At 66.5% G+C, this 14847-nt stretch carries 13 protein-coding genes and 1 tRNA gene; 8 read left to right on the top strand and 6 right to left on the bottom strand.

All coding sequences use genetic code 11. The annotated features are described in order from the left end of the window. Positions 1-62 precede the first annotated feature (62 nt). Positions 63-572: a YceD family protein gene (locus QRO91_RS05405; protein ID WP_012479287.1), complete on the bottom strand. Its 510-nt coding sequence runs from the start codon at positions 570-572 to the stop codon at positions 63-65. A 113-nt stretch (positions 573-685) separates the two neighbouring features. Here QRO91_RS05405 and QRO91_RS05400 point away from each other — a divergent pair, with 113 nt between their 5' ends. Next, complete coding sequence (locus tag QRO91_RS05400; protein ID WP_197619849.1) at positions 686-1255, top strand: nucleoside triphosphate pyrophosphatase; 570 nt, start codon at positions 686-688, stop codon at positions 1253-1255. Positions 1256-1505: 250 nt separating this feature from the next. On the opposite strand, the gene QRO91_RS05395 is transcribed toward QRO91_RS05400, so the two are convergent. Then, the gene (locus tag QRO91_RS05395; protein WP_197619850.1) at positions 1506-3347 is read right to left on the bottom strand and encodes a glycosyltransferase family 39 protein; all 1842 of its coding nucleotides are present in this window, start codon (positions 3345-3347) and stop codon (positions 1506-1508) included. A gap of 42 nt (positions 3348-3389) precedes the next feature. Between QRO91_RS05395 and QRO91_RS05390 the strand changes: the two genes are divergently transcribed. From QRO91_RS05390 to QRO91_RS05375, 4 genes are read left to right on the top strand one after another with little or no spacing between them, the layout of a single operon-like run. Beyond that, a complete protein-coding gene (locus QRO91_RS05390; protein ID WP_049430196.1) occupies positions 3390-4343 on the top strand; it encodes a MoxR family ATPase in 954 nt (317 codons plus the stop codon). 2 nt (positions 4344-4345) lie between these two features. Next, complete coding sequence (locus QRO91_RS05385) at positions 4346-5290, top strand: DUF58 domain-containing protein (RefSeq protein WP_197619851.1); 945 nt, start codon at positions 4346-4348, stop codon at positions 5288-5290. Continuing rightward, a complete protein-coding gene (locus QRO91_RS05380; protein WP_197619852.1) occupies positions 5283-7232 on the top strand; it encodes a DUF3488 and transglutaminase-like domain-containing protein in 1950 nt (649 codons plus the stop codon). The genes QRO91_RS05385 and QRO91_RS05380 overlap by 8 nt, the downstream gene beginning before the upstream one ends. Beyond that, positions 7229-7756, top strand: coding sequence for a Slp family lipoprotein (locus tag QRO91_RS05375; protein WP_008265847.1), 528 nt, complete (start codon positions 7229-7231; stop codon positions 7754-7756). The genes QRO91_RS05380 and QRO91_RS05375 overlap by 4 nt, the downstream gene beginning before the upstream one ends. Before the next feature lie 112 nt (positions 7757-7868). On the opposite strand, the gene QRO91_RS05370 is transcribed toward QRO91_RS05375, so the two are convergent. The 4 genes from QRO91_RS05370 to dnaX form a co-directional block, all read right to left on the bottom strand. Next, positions 7869-8228, bottom strand: coding sequence for a histidine triad nucleotide-binding protein (locus QRO91_RS05370; protein ID WP_049430202.1), 360 nt, complete (start codon positions 8226-8228; stop codon positions 7869-7871). Positions 8229-8295: 67 nt separating this feature from the next. Continuing rightward, a complete protein-coding gene (recR, locus tag QRO91_RS05365) occupies positions 8296-8895 on the bottom strand; it encodes a recombination mediator RecR (RefSeq protein WP_049430204.1) in 600 nt (199 codons plus the stop codon). Positions 8896-8977: 82 nt separating this feature from the next. Further along, positions 8978-9298 (bottom strand): YbaB/EbfC family nucleoid-associated protein, encoded by a 321-nt coding sequence (locus QRO91_RS05360; protein ID WP_004154630.1) that lies wholly within the window; start codon positions 9296-9298, stop codon positions 8978-8980. A 6-nt stretch (positions 9299-9304) separates the two neighbouring features. Next, positions 9305-11350 (bottom strand): DNA polymerase III subunit gamma/tau, encoded by a 2046-nt coding sequence (gene dnaX, locus QRO91_RS05355; protein ID WP_197619973.1) that lies wholly within the window; start codon positions 11348-11350, stop codon positions 9305-9307. A gap of 144 nt (positions 11351-11494) precedes the next feature. Between dnaX and QRO91_RS05350 the strand changes: the two genes are divergently transcribed. From QRO91_RS05350 to QRO91_RS05340, 3 genes are all read left to right on the top strand, one after another. Continuing rightward, positions 11495-11587 (top strand) — tRNA-Ser (locus tag QRO91_RS05350). An 84-nt stretch (positions 11588-11671) separates the two neighbouring features. Beyond that, positions 11672-13147 (top strand): DUF6538 domain-containing protein, encoded by a 1476-nt coding sequence (locus QRO91_RS05345; protein WP_164207790.1) that lies wholly within the window; start codon positions 11672-11674, stop codon positions 13145-13147. Between the two features lie 201 nt (positions 13148-13348). Then, complete coding sequence (locus tag QRO91_RS05340; RefSeq protein ID WP_204314520.1) at positions 13349-14845, top strand: restriction endonuclease; 1497 nt, start codon at positions 13349-13351, stop codon at positions 14843-14845. Positions 14846-14847: the final 2 nt, after the last annotated feature.

Genomic DNA, 14847 nt, shown 5'->3' with positions numbered 1-14847 from the left:
GCAGGACGCCAGCGCCCAGCACACTTTCGCTTTCGCCGCAGCCGCCGACGACAATCCGGCTGCTATTGTTTCTTCAATGCCGCCAACGCCGCGAACGGGTTGGCCTTCTTCGTTTCTTCTTCGCTCGGTGCCCAGTCCTTGTCGACTGCTTCACCGTCGGGCGACAGCGGTACCACCGGCACCGCCAGCACCAACTCGTCTTCGACCAGGTCCAGCGGACGCAGCTGGCCGTCTTCCGGCACCAGCAACGCCTCGTACTCCTCCGGCAGGGACGATTCCTCGTCCTCGTCGCGGATCAGGCCAAGCCTCTGGGTCACCTTCACCGGCAACAGGAATCGCTGCATGCTGCGCTGACAGGTCAGCGGCAACGCGGTGTCGATGGTCAGTTCCACATAGGATACCCGCAGGACTTCGTCGCGACCGAATTCAAGCGAGTAGGAACACTCACCGTCGGTATCTGCGACCAGCCCCTGCAGGCGGGTCAATTCAGCCAGGGAGACCTGGCCGTCGAAGCGCCTGCGCGCTACGACCATCCGCCAAGCATCCAGCGATTCGGGCACGTTCGCGGACATAAGCCGCTGAATACTAAGGATCGGGGGGGCTGCTGTCAAATGCCCGCCATACAGGACTTGCTGCTGGCGCCGCACACGGGCCAGACTGCCGCGCCCCGCCCCGGAATTGTCGCATGTCACTGGTCCTGGCCTCCACCTCCCGCTACCGCCGCGAGCTGCTGCAGCGGCTGGGCCTGCCCTTCGACTGCGCCCGCCCGGAGGTGGATGAAACCCCGTTGAACGGTGAGACGCCACTGGCCGTGGCGACGCGCTTGGCCACGGCCAAGGCGGCCGAGGTCGCCGCCCGCTACCCCGGCGCCTGGGTGATCGGCTCGGACCAGGTGGCGGACCTGAACGGGTGGCCGCTGGGCAAGCCGGGCACGGCCAAGGCGGCCTGCGCGCAGCTGGCGGCGATGTCCGGGCAGACGGTACGCTTCCATACCGCAATCAGTCTCACACGAGACGGAGAATCACTCAGCGCCGTGGATCTGACCGAGGTCCGTTTCCGCGCGCTGGGCCAGGAGGAGATCGCCCGCTACGTGGCCGCCGAACAGCCGCTGGACTGCGCCGGCAGCTTCAAGTGCGAGGGCCTGGGCATCAGCCTGTTCGAAGCAATCGACAACCGCGACCCGACCGCGCTGATCGGCCTGCCGCTGATCGCGCTGTGCGGGTTGCTGCGCCAGGCAGGGTTCGCGGTGCCCTGAAGGCGGCACGCTGACTGCCGGCACCGATCGCGGAAACAGGCCGGACCTGGGCCGGGTAGGACCCAAGCCGGGTAGAGTCGACTGTCAGTCGACTATCGCGCGCAGCGCGGGGTTTTGCCAGCGGCTGGAAGAGCAGTCGACTAACAGTCGACTCTACCAACCCGGAGCACCCGACCAACGTGGAGCACCCGACCAACCTGGCACGCGCAACCAACCCGGAGTACGCGACCAACCTGGACCGCGCGCCGCCTCAGCGCCCGCGAACCTCGAACGGCTGCTCCTGCCATTCCTCCACGCTGCCATCGCGGCCGTGCAGGCGCAGGCCCAGCCAATGCCGCCCGGGCGCCAGCGTGGTCGTGTCCAATGACGCATCGAAGCCCACCGCCGGATGCTGCGGGTCAGTGCTGTCCGGCCAGGTCTGGCGCACGTCGAATGCGCGGCCATAGCGCGCATCCCCCACCGAGCGGCCATCGACCAGCACTTCAACCCGTGCCAGGCCGACACCGTCCTTGAACGCCCACCCCTTGATGGCCAGCACGCCGGACACCTTTTCGCCGTTGGAAGGGGTATCCAGCCACGCCATTGCCGGAGTCACGCACGCCCCCGGCGCACGCTGCGCCGGCAGGCGGAACAGCAGGAACCGCTGGAAGCCATGGTCACTGCTGACCACCCGCGGCGCCGGCAACGGCCCCACCTGCTCGCAGATGGCGTGATAGCGCGCCAGCAGATCGCGGTAACGCTGATCGCTGGGTGAAAGCACCAGCAGCATCGGCGCCGAGCGCTTGCCTTCATGCAGCAGACCCCACTGCGCCAGCTGCGCGGTGCGCCCATGCTTGTCGTTGAGCGGGTGCGGCAGCACTTCGATATCGCCATTGCCGAGCTGGAAGCCCAGCTCGGCGCCAACCTTGAAGTTCCCCGCCAGCACCCGCGTGCCCGCCGGCATCTGCTGCAACTCTTCGCGCACCGTCATCGCCAACGGCTGCCAGCCAGCGAAATTGCGCGGGTAGTACTTGCTGCCTGCCAGCTGCTCACGCAACGCAGGCGTGGAGGCCATCAGGTAATAGCCGAACGCCAGCACCATGCCTGCGCCGGCCAGCCACCAGCCGGTGCGCCGCAGCCAGCGTGGCCAGCCGTTGAGCACCACCGGCACCGCCACCAGCAGGGCCAGGTAGCCCGGCAGTGGCCAATGGAAACTGATCCGCTCGACGTCGGTGAAGAAGCCCAGCAGGAAGATGCCCAGCGTGGATACGCCCCCGACCAGGCCGAAGTAGCGCCACTGCACACGCGTGCCGCCGCCCCTGCGGGTACCGGCCACCGCCACCTTCCACATCGCCATGCACAGGATCGGGGTGACCAGCATCGGCTGGATCACCAGGAACCACAGCCCGTTCCATTCGAACGTCCAGGGATGGCGCTCGACCACCTGGAACTTCAGGCCAGCGTCGTGGTTGTCCGCATTCCATGCCAGCAGCGGCAGCCAGGCCAGCACGCCTACCGCCAGTGCGACCCATACGCGCGGATCGGCCAGCATGCGCCGCCCCTGCGGCAGCGCCAGCAGCGCGATGAAGCCCACGCCGATGACACCGATGAAACGGTAGTGACTGAGCGCTCCGATCGACAGGCCCAGCGCAAGCTTCATCGCCGACGATGCATCGACGTTGTGCAGCAGCCGTGCACCGGCGTGCAGGCAGATCACCGCGGCCAGCGCCATAGGTACATCCGGCACCGCCAGCAGGCCCAGCGTCGCCGACAAAGGCATCAACAGCGTGAGGCTGCCCGCCTGCCAACCAGCCACATTGCCGAACCAGCGCGTGGCAGTGCGCACCACCAGCAACGGCAGCAGCGCGCCGATGGCCAGGAACGGCAGGCGCAACGCGAGCACATGGTGGCCACCGATCTCCACCCCCAGGCGCGCCAGCCATGCGGTCAGTCCGGGAAGGTCCGAATACGCGGCGGCCAGATGCTGGCCTTCCTGCCAGTAGAACGCCTCGTCAACGAACAGTGGCAGGCGCGCAGCCACCACCAGCTTGGCCGCTGTGACCAGCGTCCATAACCAGAGAAATATTGTCCGCGCGCGCTGTTCGCCTTGCATTGCTCTATGGATAATCGAATGGATTCCAGACCTGAGACGATCATGCCAGCCTCGTCCCCCAATCCCACCATGCTAACCGATCAACTGCGCCAGGCCCTGCGGGAGGCACAGGATCAGGTAAACGCACTGGTGCTGGGCAAGGTGCCGGAAGTCAGGCTGGCCTTTGTCGCTCTGCTTTCCGGTGGTCATCTGCTGATCGAGGATCTGCCCGGCCTGGGCAAGACCACGCTGGCGCATGCGTTGGCCAGCAGCCTGGGCCTCAGCTTCCAGCGCGTGCAGTTCACCTCCGACCTGCTGCCCGCCGATGTACTGGGCGTCTCGGTATACGAAGCCGGCAGCCGCCAGTTCCAGTTCCATCCAGGGCCGGTATTCACCCACGTGCTGCTGGCCGATGAGATCAACCGCGCGCCACCGCGCACGCAGAGCGCGCTGCTGGAGGCGATGGCCGAACAGCAGGTCACCCTGGATGGACAGACCCACCCCCTGCCCGATCCGTTCTTCGTGATCGCCACGCAGAACCCGGTGGACCTGTCCGGCACCTTCCCGCTGCCGGATTCGCAGCTGGACCGTTTCCTGCTGCGACTGGCGATGGGCTACCCAAGCGCGCAGGCCGAACGCGAACTGCTGCGCGGCACCGATCGTCGTGACCTGATCGCACGTGCCGTACCGAAGCTGGATGACACTCAGGTACGCGCGCTGCGTGAGGCCGTCGGCCAGGTCCATGCCAGCGATGCACTGGTCGACTACGTGCAGGCCCTGCTGACCCGCAGCCGCCAGCACGCCGGCGTGCGCGTGGGCCTGTCACCGCGTGCCGGCCTTGCGCTGCTGCGCGCGGCCAGGGCGCATGCACTGCTGCTGGGCCGCGGCCACGTGGTGCCCGAGGACGTGCAGACCCTGTTCGTGGCGGTGGCCGGTCATCGCCTGGTGGCCGAAGCCGAGTCCAGCTCGGGGCCGGCACTGGCACGAGCCATCCTGCAGACCGTTGCGGTGGATTGAGGGTGGCCACGCGCTGGGCACGACTGCAACTGCTGGCACGCCCGCGCAGGCCTGAAGCACTGCCGCAGCGCCTGGACCGCCATCGCATCTACGTGCTGCCCACCCGCTTCGGCCTGTTCGTCGCCACGCTGCTGGCGGCAATGCTGCTGGGCGCACTGAACTACAACAACAACCCGGCGTTGCTGCTGGCCCTGCTGCTGGCGGCAGCGGCGATCGCCAGCGCCATCGCCGCGCACCTGCAGCTGTCGGGCGTGCAGATCGATGCGATCTCCGCCGAACCGGCTCCGGCCGGACAACCGCTGCGCCTGCGCGTGGACCTGTCACTGCACGATCCGCGCGCACGCCACGGCCTGCACCTGCAGCTGGGTGACAGCGAAGCCTGGATGTCACTGCCTGCGCACGGCCGTGGCGAAGTGGAGCTGCAGGTCACCACCGAACGCCGCGGCTGGCTGGAACTGCCACGCATCCGCCTGTCCACCACCCAGCCACTGGGCCTGGTCCGGGCATGGTCGTGGGTGTGGCCGGAACAAACGCTGCTGGTCTATCCGCAACCCGAAGCGCTGGCGCCTGCACTGCCGGAAAGCGGCAACGATCCGCTGCATACCCGCGCCCATGCCAGTGGCGAGGAACTGCATCAGCTGCGGCCCTATCGTGCGGGCGATGCACCACGCAGCATTTCATGGAAGCACTCGGCACGCCGCGACAGCCTGCTGGTGCGCGAGTACGAAAAGCCAGTCGGCATCGAAGTCATCCTCGACTGGCGCAGGCTGTCTCCGCTGGGCCATGAAGCACGCATCGCGCGTTTGGCACGATGGGTCGACATGGCCGAGCGCGAAGGCCGCCGCTACACCCTGCTGCTGCCTGCACATCCACCGTTCGGGCCCGGGCAGGGCGCCAGTCACCACCACCTGTGCCTGCGCGCACTGGCATTGATGCCGCATGACTGAAACCACGCCCGCCCTCGACCGCAATGCCCGCAACTGGACCCTGGCCAGCGCGGCATTGGCGCTGTTGCCGTTGCTGCTGCAGCTGCCGCCCCTGCTGGCTGGCGTGATCGCGGCCGCGGCGCTCGTGACTGCAGCCCTGTCGTGGCGGAAGGTACTGCCCATGCCGGTGCGCCTGCTGCTGGTGCTGGCCATGCTCGGTGCCATCGTCTGGCAGATGGGGATGGTTCGACCCGGGCGCGATACAGGTTGCGCCCTGCTGGCAGCGATGCTGGCGATCAAGTCCAGCGAACTGCGCAGCCGGCGCGATGCCCGCAGCCTGCTCGGCTTCGCGCTGTTTTCCCCGTTTGCGGCATTCCTGCTCGACCAGGGGCCACTGACCACCGTGTTGGCCGCATTGGCGGGGATCAGCGCGTTGCTCGCCCTGCAGCGCCTGGCCGGGGATGAAGGCCACGCCGGCCACCTGCCACTGCGAGGGCAGCTGCGCGGCGTTGGCCGCCTGCTGGCGATCGGCCTGCCACTGGCATTGGCCTGCTTCTGGCTGTTCCCGCGGTTGGCGACCCCGCTATGGGGCGTTCCCGAGCGCGCGGTCGGCACGCCGGGGCTGTCCGACAGCATGGAACCCGGCCAGTGGCTGGACCTGATGGCCGACGACGCCCCGGCGCTGCGCGTGCAGTTCTTCGGTGCGGTGCCCGAGCCGATGCAACGCTACTGGCGAGGGCCGGTACTGACCGCCTTCGATGGCCGGCGCTGGACACGTGACCGCGCCAGCGAGCGACGACCGGCGGCCGTGGTCGAGGCCGGCACGCAGGACTGGGACTACCAGATCGACTACGAGCCCACCGACCGGCGCCAGCTGGTGGCACTGGACCTGCCCAGCCGCGCCCCAGCAGGCAGCACGCTGGATGCTGACATGAGCCTGAGCAGCGAGCGGCCACTGGCGTCGCTGAGCCGCTGGCGACTGCATTCGGCGCCACCTCAACGCTTCGACAGCACGCTGTCGCCCTATCTGCGACGGGCCGCGCTGCAGTTGCCCAGCGGCTTCAACCCGCGCACCGCCACACTGGCGCAGCAATGGCGGCAGGATGCCGGCGGTGATGACGAAGCCATCGTCCGCCGCGCGCTGCAATGGATCACCACCGATTTCTCCTACACGCTGCAGACGCCACCGGCGGGACGCGATCCGGTCGACGAGTTCCTGTTCGGCTACAAGGCCGGCTTCTGCGAACACTTCAGTTCCGCCTTCGTGGTACTCATGCGCAACGCCGGCATTCCGGCGCGGGTGGTGACCGGCTTTGCTGGTGGCACCTACAACCGCCTTGGCGACTACTGGATCGTGCGGCGGATGGACGCCCACGCCTGGGCCGAGGTATGGCTGCCGCAGCGCGGCTGGGTACGGGTCGACCCTACCGCCGCAGTGGCACCGGAACGCATCCTCGATACCCTCGACGACCGCCTGCAGGCAGGTACCGACAGCCCGCTGCGGCAACGCTGGCAGCAGCTGGGGCAGATGGGCGACTGGCTGCGCCGCGGCTGGAACGACCTGGTGCTCTCCTTCGATGCGCGCCGCCAGCAGCAGCTGCTCAAGCCGTTCGGACTGGATGATCTCGGCCCCACGCAACTTGTCGCTGGCTTCGTGGTGGCAACGGTGCTGGCCCTGGCGTGGATGGCCTGGCTGCTGGCCCGGGGCGAGCGCGAACGTGACCCGCTGCTGCGTGCCTGGCGCGGGCTGGGCCGGCGCTATGCCCGCCTCGGGCTGGGCCGGCAACCCCACGAAACCGCGCAGGACTGGGCACGGCGGGTCCATGCCCAACGTCCCGATCCCGCCCTGCTCGCACTCAGCCAGCGTTTCGCCGACGCGCGTTACGCTGGAACTTGCACCGACCTCGCTTCATTATTGCGGGACCTGCGCAGGCATCGCCCGACTTCCGGAGCCTCCCCATGAACACCAAGTTCCTCCTCACCGCTGTGGCCACGCTGGCCCTGTCGGCCTGCGCCACGGCCCCAAAGCCGCTGCAGGGACAGTTCAGCCTGGTCTCCCCGCGCGATTCGGTCGCCACCCAGCAGGTCGGCACGCCGGTCCGTTGGGGCGGTCGCATCATCGAAACCAAGCCCGGCCAGGGCGAGACCTGCTTCCAGATGATCTCGCGCCCGCTCAACGCCAGCGGCCGCCCGAACACCACCTCGTCCGACGCCAGCGACGGCCGCTTCATCGCCTGCCGCGCCGGCTTCTACGACCCGGCCGTGTTTGAAGCAGGCCGTGACGTGACCTTCATCGGCAAGATCGATGGCTACCAGAACACCCGCATCGGGGACTACGACTACCGCCTGCCGAAGCTGTCGGCCGATGTGATCTACCTGTGGCCGGAACAGCGCCAGGTCGACGTGGTGCCCTACCCCTATGGTCCGTGGGGCCCGGGTCCGTATGGCCCGTACTGGGGCGGTTACGGCCGTTGGGGTTGGTGGTGATCGCCAACCGGCACGCGTGACGGAAAAGGCCGCCCTCGGGCGGCCTTTTTCATCCACGCATGGCGTGGATCTACAGCGGGGTACCCGTGGTACTCCTGCGTGGATAGGGGCTTCAACGCCCCGGCGTACCGAAATGCCCCAGCTGTGCACCCGCCAGCAGGTGCATGTGGATGTGGAACACGGTCTGCCCGGCATCTTCACGGCAGTTCATCACGATGCGGTAGCCGTCCTGTGCGAACCCTTCGCGGCGCGCGTACTCGGCAGCGGCCAGCGCCAGCTTGCCGATCAGGTGTGCCTGCGAGGGCTGCAGGTCATCCAGGGTCGGAATGATCTCGTTCTTTGGAATGAACAGCACATGCACCGGCGCCTGCGGTGCGATGTCCTTGAAGCCCAGCACCTCGTCATCCTCGTAGACGATGGTGGCCGGGATCTCGCGACGGATGATCTTGCTGAAGAGGGTTTCAGTGCTCATGTTCGGCCTCGGCGGAAATGTCATCCGCATTGTAGGCCGGCCGCGCCGGCGGATGCCCGGCCGGCGTTCAATCGCGGAATTCGCTGCGCGTTCCGAACGCGTGCGAGAGCGTGCCGCGATCGACGTATTCGAGTTCACCGCCCAGTGGCAGGCCCTGCGCCAGGCGGCTCGGCTGCACCTTGCGCGCGCGCGCCAACTGCGCCAGATAGTGCGCGGTGGCCTCGCCCTCGACGGTGGCACTGGTGGCGATGATCAGTTCCTGCACCTCGCCTCCGGCCAGGCGCTGCTCCAGCTGTTCCAGGCCCAGTTCGCGCGGGCCGATGCCATCGAGCGGCGACAGACGGCCCTGCAGCACGAAGTAGACGCCGCGGAAACCGGTGGCGTTCTCGATGGCCAGGCGATCGGCGGGCGATTCGACCACGCACAGCTGGCTGCGCTCGCGGCTGCTGTTGGCGCAGGTCGGGCACAACTCGGATTCGCTGAAATCGCGGCACTGTGCGCAGTGGCCAATGCGCTCCACCGCCAATGCCAGTGTCTCGGCCAGACGCTGGCCACCTTCGCGCTCGCGTTCGAGCAGGTGGTAGGCCATGCGCTGCGCGGTCTTCTGGCCGACGCCAGGCAGCACCCGCAACGCGTCGATCAATTGTTCAAGCAAGGGTGCAGACACGGCGGCATGCTTTCATGGCGTCGATCAAGCTCGACGGCTACAGGTTCCGTGGCACCCGGTTGCACGGGTGCCACGCCGAAAATCAGAACGGCAGCTTCATGCCCGGCGGAAGCTGCATACCGGCGGTGGCCGAACCCATCTTCGACTTCGACTCGGCATCGATCTTGTTCGAGGCGTCGTTGAAGGCGGCGGCGATCAGGTCTTCCAGCATCTCCGGGTCGCTGGCCAGCGACGGGTCGATGCGCACCTTGCGGCATTCCTTGGCGCCGGTCAGGGTCACGCTGACCATGCCGCCACCGGCGCTGCCGGTCACTTCGATCTTGGCAATTTCTTCCTGGGCCTTCTGCAGGTTTTCCTGCATCTTCTGGGCCTGCTGCATCAGTTGGGCGATGTTTCCGCGCATGGTGTCTTACTCGTCAAAAGAACGGATGGAATCGGAAACAACCCGGGCACCGTGCTGTTGGATCAGCACCTGCACTTCCGGGTCGTCCATGAAAACGGCCTCTGCTTCCTGCTGCCGTTCGCCACGCTGGCGGTCGGCGCGCTGGTGCAGGGTCTCGGCCGGAACGTGTTCGGTTTCCACGGTCTCGACCACGATCTTCGGCGCTTGGCCCAGGGCCTTTTCCAGCATCTCGCCCAGGGCGGCCAGCGCGCGCTCCGAGCGCAGGTATTCAAATCCGGGCGAAAGGCCCAGTTTCAAGGTCCCGTGCTGGCAGCTGATGAAGGCGGCATTGGCGGCCAACTGCCGCGATGGGCCGCTGAGACCGCTGTTGGCGACCAGATCCAGCCAGTCCTCGGCCGTGGCCAGCTCGCTGACGCCGTCCTGCGGCGCGGTATCACGCGCCGGGACCGGTTCGGCGGGTGCAATGGCAATGCCATCGGCGCGGAACGGGCGCTCGGGCGGGGCAGGTTCGCTGGGGGCCGCGGCGGGAGCCGGCGGCTCGTGCCAGGGCGCGACCATGGCCGCCTCCGGGCCGGCCATCTCGGCCGCCAGTGCTGCGTCACGAGACTCGGCTTCGTCGGTGGCCCACGGCGGCAGATCGTCGCTCGTTTCTGCTTCAGCGGCCGGCGGCGGCACCTCTGCTTCGGCCTTTACCGGCGGCGGCGACACGGGCTCTTCCACCGGAACAGGCTCGGGTTCCGGCGTCGGGTCCGGCTCGGGCTGCGGGGCCGGCTCAGGCTCGGGGTCAGGTTCGCGCGGCGCAGCCTCGGACGGCGCGGCCGCCTGCGTCGCCGGGGTCGGGGCCGCCTGAGCGGCGGCAGCGGCCGGCGCCGCTTCGTGGTTGCCGGCACCGCTGCCTCCACCGGCAACGTTGCCGCCTGCTGCACCTTCAACCGACTTCGGCACCGGCGGTACCGCGGCAGCCGGACGGAATGCCAGCATCCGCAGCACGGCCATCTCGAAGCCCGCGCGCGGGCTCGGCGCCAGCGGCAGGTCGCGGCGGCCATTCAAGGCCATCTGGTACCAGAGCTGCACCACTTCCGGGCGCAGGCGCTCGGCGAATGCGGTGGCATCCAGGCCTTCGGCAACGGCCGCACCCGGTACCAGCTGCTGCACCTGGATGCGGTGCAGGCCTTCGGCCAGCGCTTCCAGCACACCACTCCAGTCCGGTGAGAATTCAGCCAGCGCGGCCACCACCTGCAGCAGGCGCGGGCCATCGCCCTCGGCCAGTGCATCCAGCATCGCGGCCACCTGGGTGCGGTCGACGGTGCCCAGCATCGTGCGCACCACGTCCTCGCGCAGTGCGCCGCCGGCATAGGCAATCGCCTGGTCCAGCAGCGACAGGCCGTCACGCAGGCTGCCATCAGCGGCCTTGGCCAGCTGCACGATGGCGCTGCCGTCGGCCTCGATCTCTTCTGCCGCCAGGATGCGGGTCATCTGGCCCTGGATCTGGTCCTCGTCCAGGCGCTTGAGGTTGAACTGCAGGCAGCGGCTGAGCACGGTGACCGGCAGCTTCTGCGGGTCGGTGGTGGCCAGCAGGAACTTCACGTGCTCCGGCGGCTCTTCCAGCGTCTTCAGCAGCGCGTTGAACGCCGCTTTGGACAGCATGTGCACTTCGTCGATCAGGTAGACCTTGTACTTGCCACGCGAGGGCATGTACTGCGCGTTCTCGATCACCTCGCGCACGTCGTCCACGCCGGTGTTGGACGCGGCGTCGATTTCCAGCAGGTCGATGTAGCGGCCGGCGTCGATGTCCAGGCAGGCCGCGCACTGGCCGCAGGGATCGGCACTGGTGCCCTGCTCGCAGTTCAGCGACTTGGCGAAGATGCGCGCGATGGTGGTCTTGCCCACGCCGCGGGTGCCGGTGAACAGGAACGCATGGTGGACCCGGCCGCTGTCCAGCGCATTGCTGAGCGCACGGACCACGTGTTCCTGGCCCACCAGCTCGGCAAAACGCTTCGGACGCCACTTGCGGGCAAGGACGAGATAGGACATCAGGCCACCGTTTTCCATCGGATGTTCCATTGTGCCATGCCTGTCCAGCCCCCTCGCCTCCGGCACGCCCTTCGCAGGTTCTTGGCCGGGGTGCTTGTGAAGTGCCGCGCAGCCCGCTAGAATCTGCGCCCCTGCTGAGGCGTTTGCCGATGGCAGGGATCCGGAGAGGTGTCCGAGTGGTTGAAGGAGCACGCCTGGAAAGTGTGTAAGCGTCTAAACCGCGCTTCGGGGGTTCGAATCCCCCTCTCTCCGCCAGATTACGCAAACCCCTGTTTACGCAGGGGTTTTTGCTTTTCTGGGGTGATCTTCGGCGGGACACAAATCGGGACACATCTCGCGATGCGCATCCCACACCACCTCGTTCGCGCGCCCTCAGGGCTCTGGTCTTTCCGGCAACGGGTCCCCACCGATCTCCAGGCCATCGTTGGCCGACGCATCTTCAAGCGCACCCTGCGCACGTCCGAGCTGGCCGTGGCCCAGTTGCGCGCCCTGCAACTGGCGGCGCGCTATGCTCAAGCCTTCGACGTGTTGAGGGAGCAACGCATGGGAATCAAGGAAGAGGACATCGACGCGCTGCTCAGGCGCCTGACCGATGGCGACCCGCTACAGCAGTTGATCTTGAACCGGACCAAGACAGCAGACGGGACGGTGACCGAGCACTGGCAAATCGACACGCCAGACGATGTCAGGCTCTATCAGCAGATGATGGAGCTCTCTGCCTCTCAGCCCAGTGAGCTGAGCGAGTTGATCCGTGAGGGCGTGCCGCCCATGCCCGTGGCCCGTCGCGTGACCAAGCCTGCCGTGGAGACCATCACCCTGGGCAAGGCCCGCGACGCTTGGCTGGCCAGCATCCAGCCCGGCTGCCTCCCCAAAACGTTCACCATTAAAAAGACCGCCATCGAGGCACTGGTGTCCTTCCTGGGGGAAAAGGCCAAACTCCACTCGGTCACCCGGTCCGACCTGGCTCGGTGGTATCAGTTCATGCGGGACGGGGGCGCAGCCACCCCCACCCTTACGAACAAGCAAAGTTATGTCGGCGGCCGCGGAGGGTTTTTCGAATGGGCGATTGCATCCGGCCACTACCCCAAAGGCGACAACCCAGCGGCCGGCCATATCACTTACTCCACTAGGGAGAAGCGGGCGCGGAAGAAGTTCGGCTTCAAAGCCTATGACAGTCATCAGGTCCAAGCGCTGTTCGCACCGGCCGCGTTCCAAGACCTGGCCCTGTCCGCCCGTTGGGCCTCGTTGCTGGGCCTCTACACGGGTGCCCGGGCATCAGAGGTCGGTCAGCTCTTGGTCGAGGATGTCTTGACGGTGGACGGACTGCCCTGCATCCGTATTTCTGACGAGGGGGAGCACCAGAAGGTCAAAACCGAGGTGAGCCTGCGCACCATCCCCGTGCATCCCGACCTCATTGAGCTGGGCTTCTTGGACTGGGTGGGCACCCTTCGAGCGCAGAAGGCACCACGGCTCTTCCCCGCCGCCAAGGCGAACGCCAAAAACGGTGCGGGCAACTGGATCACGAAGGCGTTTGGCCGACACCTGGAACAGGTCGGGGCAAACTGGCCGGAAGCCAAAAGGGGCTTCCATTCGTTGCGCAAGACCTTCATCCAAGAGCTTCAGGGCGCTGGCGTAGTGTCCGAACTCCGGGCCCAACTGGTGGGCCATGAGCTGGACGACGAGCACCATGCGACCTACAGCAGGACCTTCACGGTCCGGGAAAAGCTGGAAGGCCTTAAAGGCGTCTCGCCGGGGCTGGCGGTGCTTTCGTATGGGTTGACTCTGCCGCTCCTCAGGAGTCTCCTGACCGGTTAAAGCGCTAAACACCCCGCGACGGCGGGTGAAGCGGTTTGTCTTTTTAGCTTTTCAACATCAGGAGGATGTATGGGACGGCGAAGCGGCTTAGAAGGGTTTTTGCGGGCAGCCGGCCGGGCAGCGGCAGCGGCAGAGCGGGAGACCAAACGCCAGCAGAGGATGCAAGCCACTCAACAGAGGCAGTTGGAGCGCCAAGAGCGCATGGCGGCCGCACAGCTGTTGCGAGAGATTCGCGCCTACGAGCTGTCGGAACGTGAAGCCGCTCGCCAAGCCAAAGCGGGATACCTAGAAGATCGACAGGGCGAGGTCGACGATCTCAACGCCGAGTTGAAGGACCGCCTGGAGGAGCTCGAGGGGTTGCTGGTGCACACCCTATCGGTGAACGACACCATCCGCTTTGACAGCCTACGTCACACCGCCCCCCACCCTGCCTTTGAGGTGCCGAAGGAGTTGGTGCCCGGCTTCGCACCAGCCGCTGCGGAGATCGTCCCACCGACGGGCCTTGCCCGCTTTTGGCCGGGAGCCGGGAAGAAGCACGCGGCTGCATTGGCGGCGGCGCAACAGGCCCACCAGCAAATCCTCGACCAGTTCCAACGGGCAGAGACGCTAAAGAAGCAGAAGCTGGCTGACCTGCGTGCTCAACACGAGGCTGCTCGCGCCCTCTACGAGGCCGACGTGGCCCGCCGAAACGGGGAAGTTGACGAGTTCCAACGCGCCTACTTGGCCCATGAGCCTGATGCCATCGTGGCCTACAACGACATGGTCTTGGCACGCTCGGAATACCCGGCCCAAGGCTTTCCCCAGCGATACAAGCTCGCGTATGCGGACGCGTCCAAGGAACTGATCATCGAATACGACCTTCCAGAGCTTTCGGTCGTTCCCACGGAGGCCGACTACCGCTACGTCAAGACCCGGGATGCTATCGACGCCAAGGCGCGTAAGGCAAGCGACATCAAAGCGCTCTACCAGGACATCATCGCCTCGATCACCTTGCGCACACTGCACGAGGTGTTTGAAGCCGACCAAGCGGATGCCTTAGCGTTGGTGACCTTCAATGGCGTGGTCGATGCACACGACCCCACCACTGGGCAAGAGGTCCGCGTCCCTGTGGTCTCGGTCCGCGCGACCAAGGCCTCCTTCCTGCAACTACGGCTGGACCGAGTAGAAAAGATCCCATGCCTCCGAAACTTGGGCGCTCAGGTATCCAGCCGGCCGGATGAGCTACAAGCCATCAAGCCGATTGTTGAGTTCAACATGGTCGATAAGCGCTTCATTGCCCAGACAGACGTGCTCTCGGGCCTGGAGTCGCGGCCCAACCTGCTGGAGCTGACCCCTGGTGAGTTCGAAGCGCTGGTATCGAATCTCTTTAGTCAAATGGGGTTGGATACAAAGCTGACACGCAGCTCCCGCGACGGCGGCGTGGATGCGGTGGCCTTCGACACCCGGCCGGTGCTTGGTGGAAAGGTCGTCATTCAAGCCAAGCGCTATAAGGACACAGTTGGCGTCAGCGCGGTTCGGGACCTCTACGGAACCATGCTCAACGAAGGTGCCAGCAAAGGCATCCTAGTTTGCACCAGCGGCTACGGCACTGCGGCGTTCGAGTTCGCAAAGGATAAGCCCATCGAGTTGATCGATGGAGGCGGCCTGCTCTACCTCTTAAGGGAGCATGCAGGCCTTGATGCACGTATCGCAGCGTAAGG

The sequence above is a fragment of the Stenotrophomonas maltophilia group sp. Smal32 genome (genome assembly GCF_030237085.1).
GTDB lineage: Bacteria > Pseudomonadota > Gammaproteobacteria > Xanthomonadales > Xanthomonadaceae > Stenotrophomonas > Stenotrophomonas maltophilia_Q.
The sequence above is the reverse complement of the archived record's forward strand: the minus strand, read 5'-3'. Positions and strand labels throughout refer to the sequence as shown.

What these genes read in the sequence shown, in the direction of transcription:
- dnaX (WP_197619973.1), bottom strand. Translation starts at nt 11,350, where the DNA reads ATGGAAAACGGTGGCCTGATGTCCTATCTCGTCCTTGCCCGCAAGTGG.
- QRO91_RS05360 (WP_004154630.1), bottom strand. Translation starts at nt 9,298, where the DNA reads ATGCGCGGAAACATCGCCCAACTGATGCAGCAGGCCCAGAAGATGCAG.
- QRO91_RS05370 (WP_049430202.1), bottom strand. Translation starts at nt 8,228, where the DNA reads ATGAGCACTGAAACCCTCTTCAGCAAGATCATCCGTCGCGAGATCCCG.
- QRO91_RS05405 (WP_012479287.1), bottom strand. Translation starts at nt 572, where the DNA reads ATGTCCGCGAACGTGCCCGAATCGCTGGATGCTTGGCGGATGGTCGTA.
- QRO91_RS05390 (WP_049430196.1), top strand. Translation starts at nt 3,390, where the DNA reads ATGCCAGCCTCGTCCCCCAATCCCACCATGCTAACCGATCAACTGCGC.
- QRO91_RS05395 (WP_197619850.1), bottom strand. Translation starts at nt 3,347, where the DNA reads ATGCAAGGCGAACAGCGCGCGCGGACAATATTTCTCTGGTTATGGACG.
- QRO91_RS05375 (WP_008265847.1), top strand. Translation starts at nt 7,229, where the DNA reads ATGAACACCAAGTTCCTCCTCACCGCTGTGGCCACGCTGGCCCTGTCG.
- QRO91_RS05340 (WP_204314520.1), top strand. Translation starts at nt 13,349, where the DNA reads ATGGCGGCCGCACAGCTGTTGCGAGAGATTCGCGCCTACGAGCTGTCG.
- QRO91_RS05400 (WP_197619849.1), top strand. Translation starts at nt 686, where the DNA reads ATGTCACTGGTCCTGGCCTCCACCTCCCGCTACCGCCGCGAGCTGCTG.
- QRO91_RS05345 (WP_164207790.1), top strand. Translation starts at nt 11,672, where the DNA reads ATGCGCATCCCACACCACCTCGTTCGCGCGCCCTCAGGGCTCTGGTCT.
- QRO91_RS05380 (WP_197619852.1), top strand. Translation starts at nt 5,283, where the DNA reads ATGACTGAAACCACGCCCGCCCTCGACCGCAATGCCCGCAACTGGACC.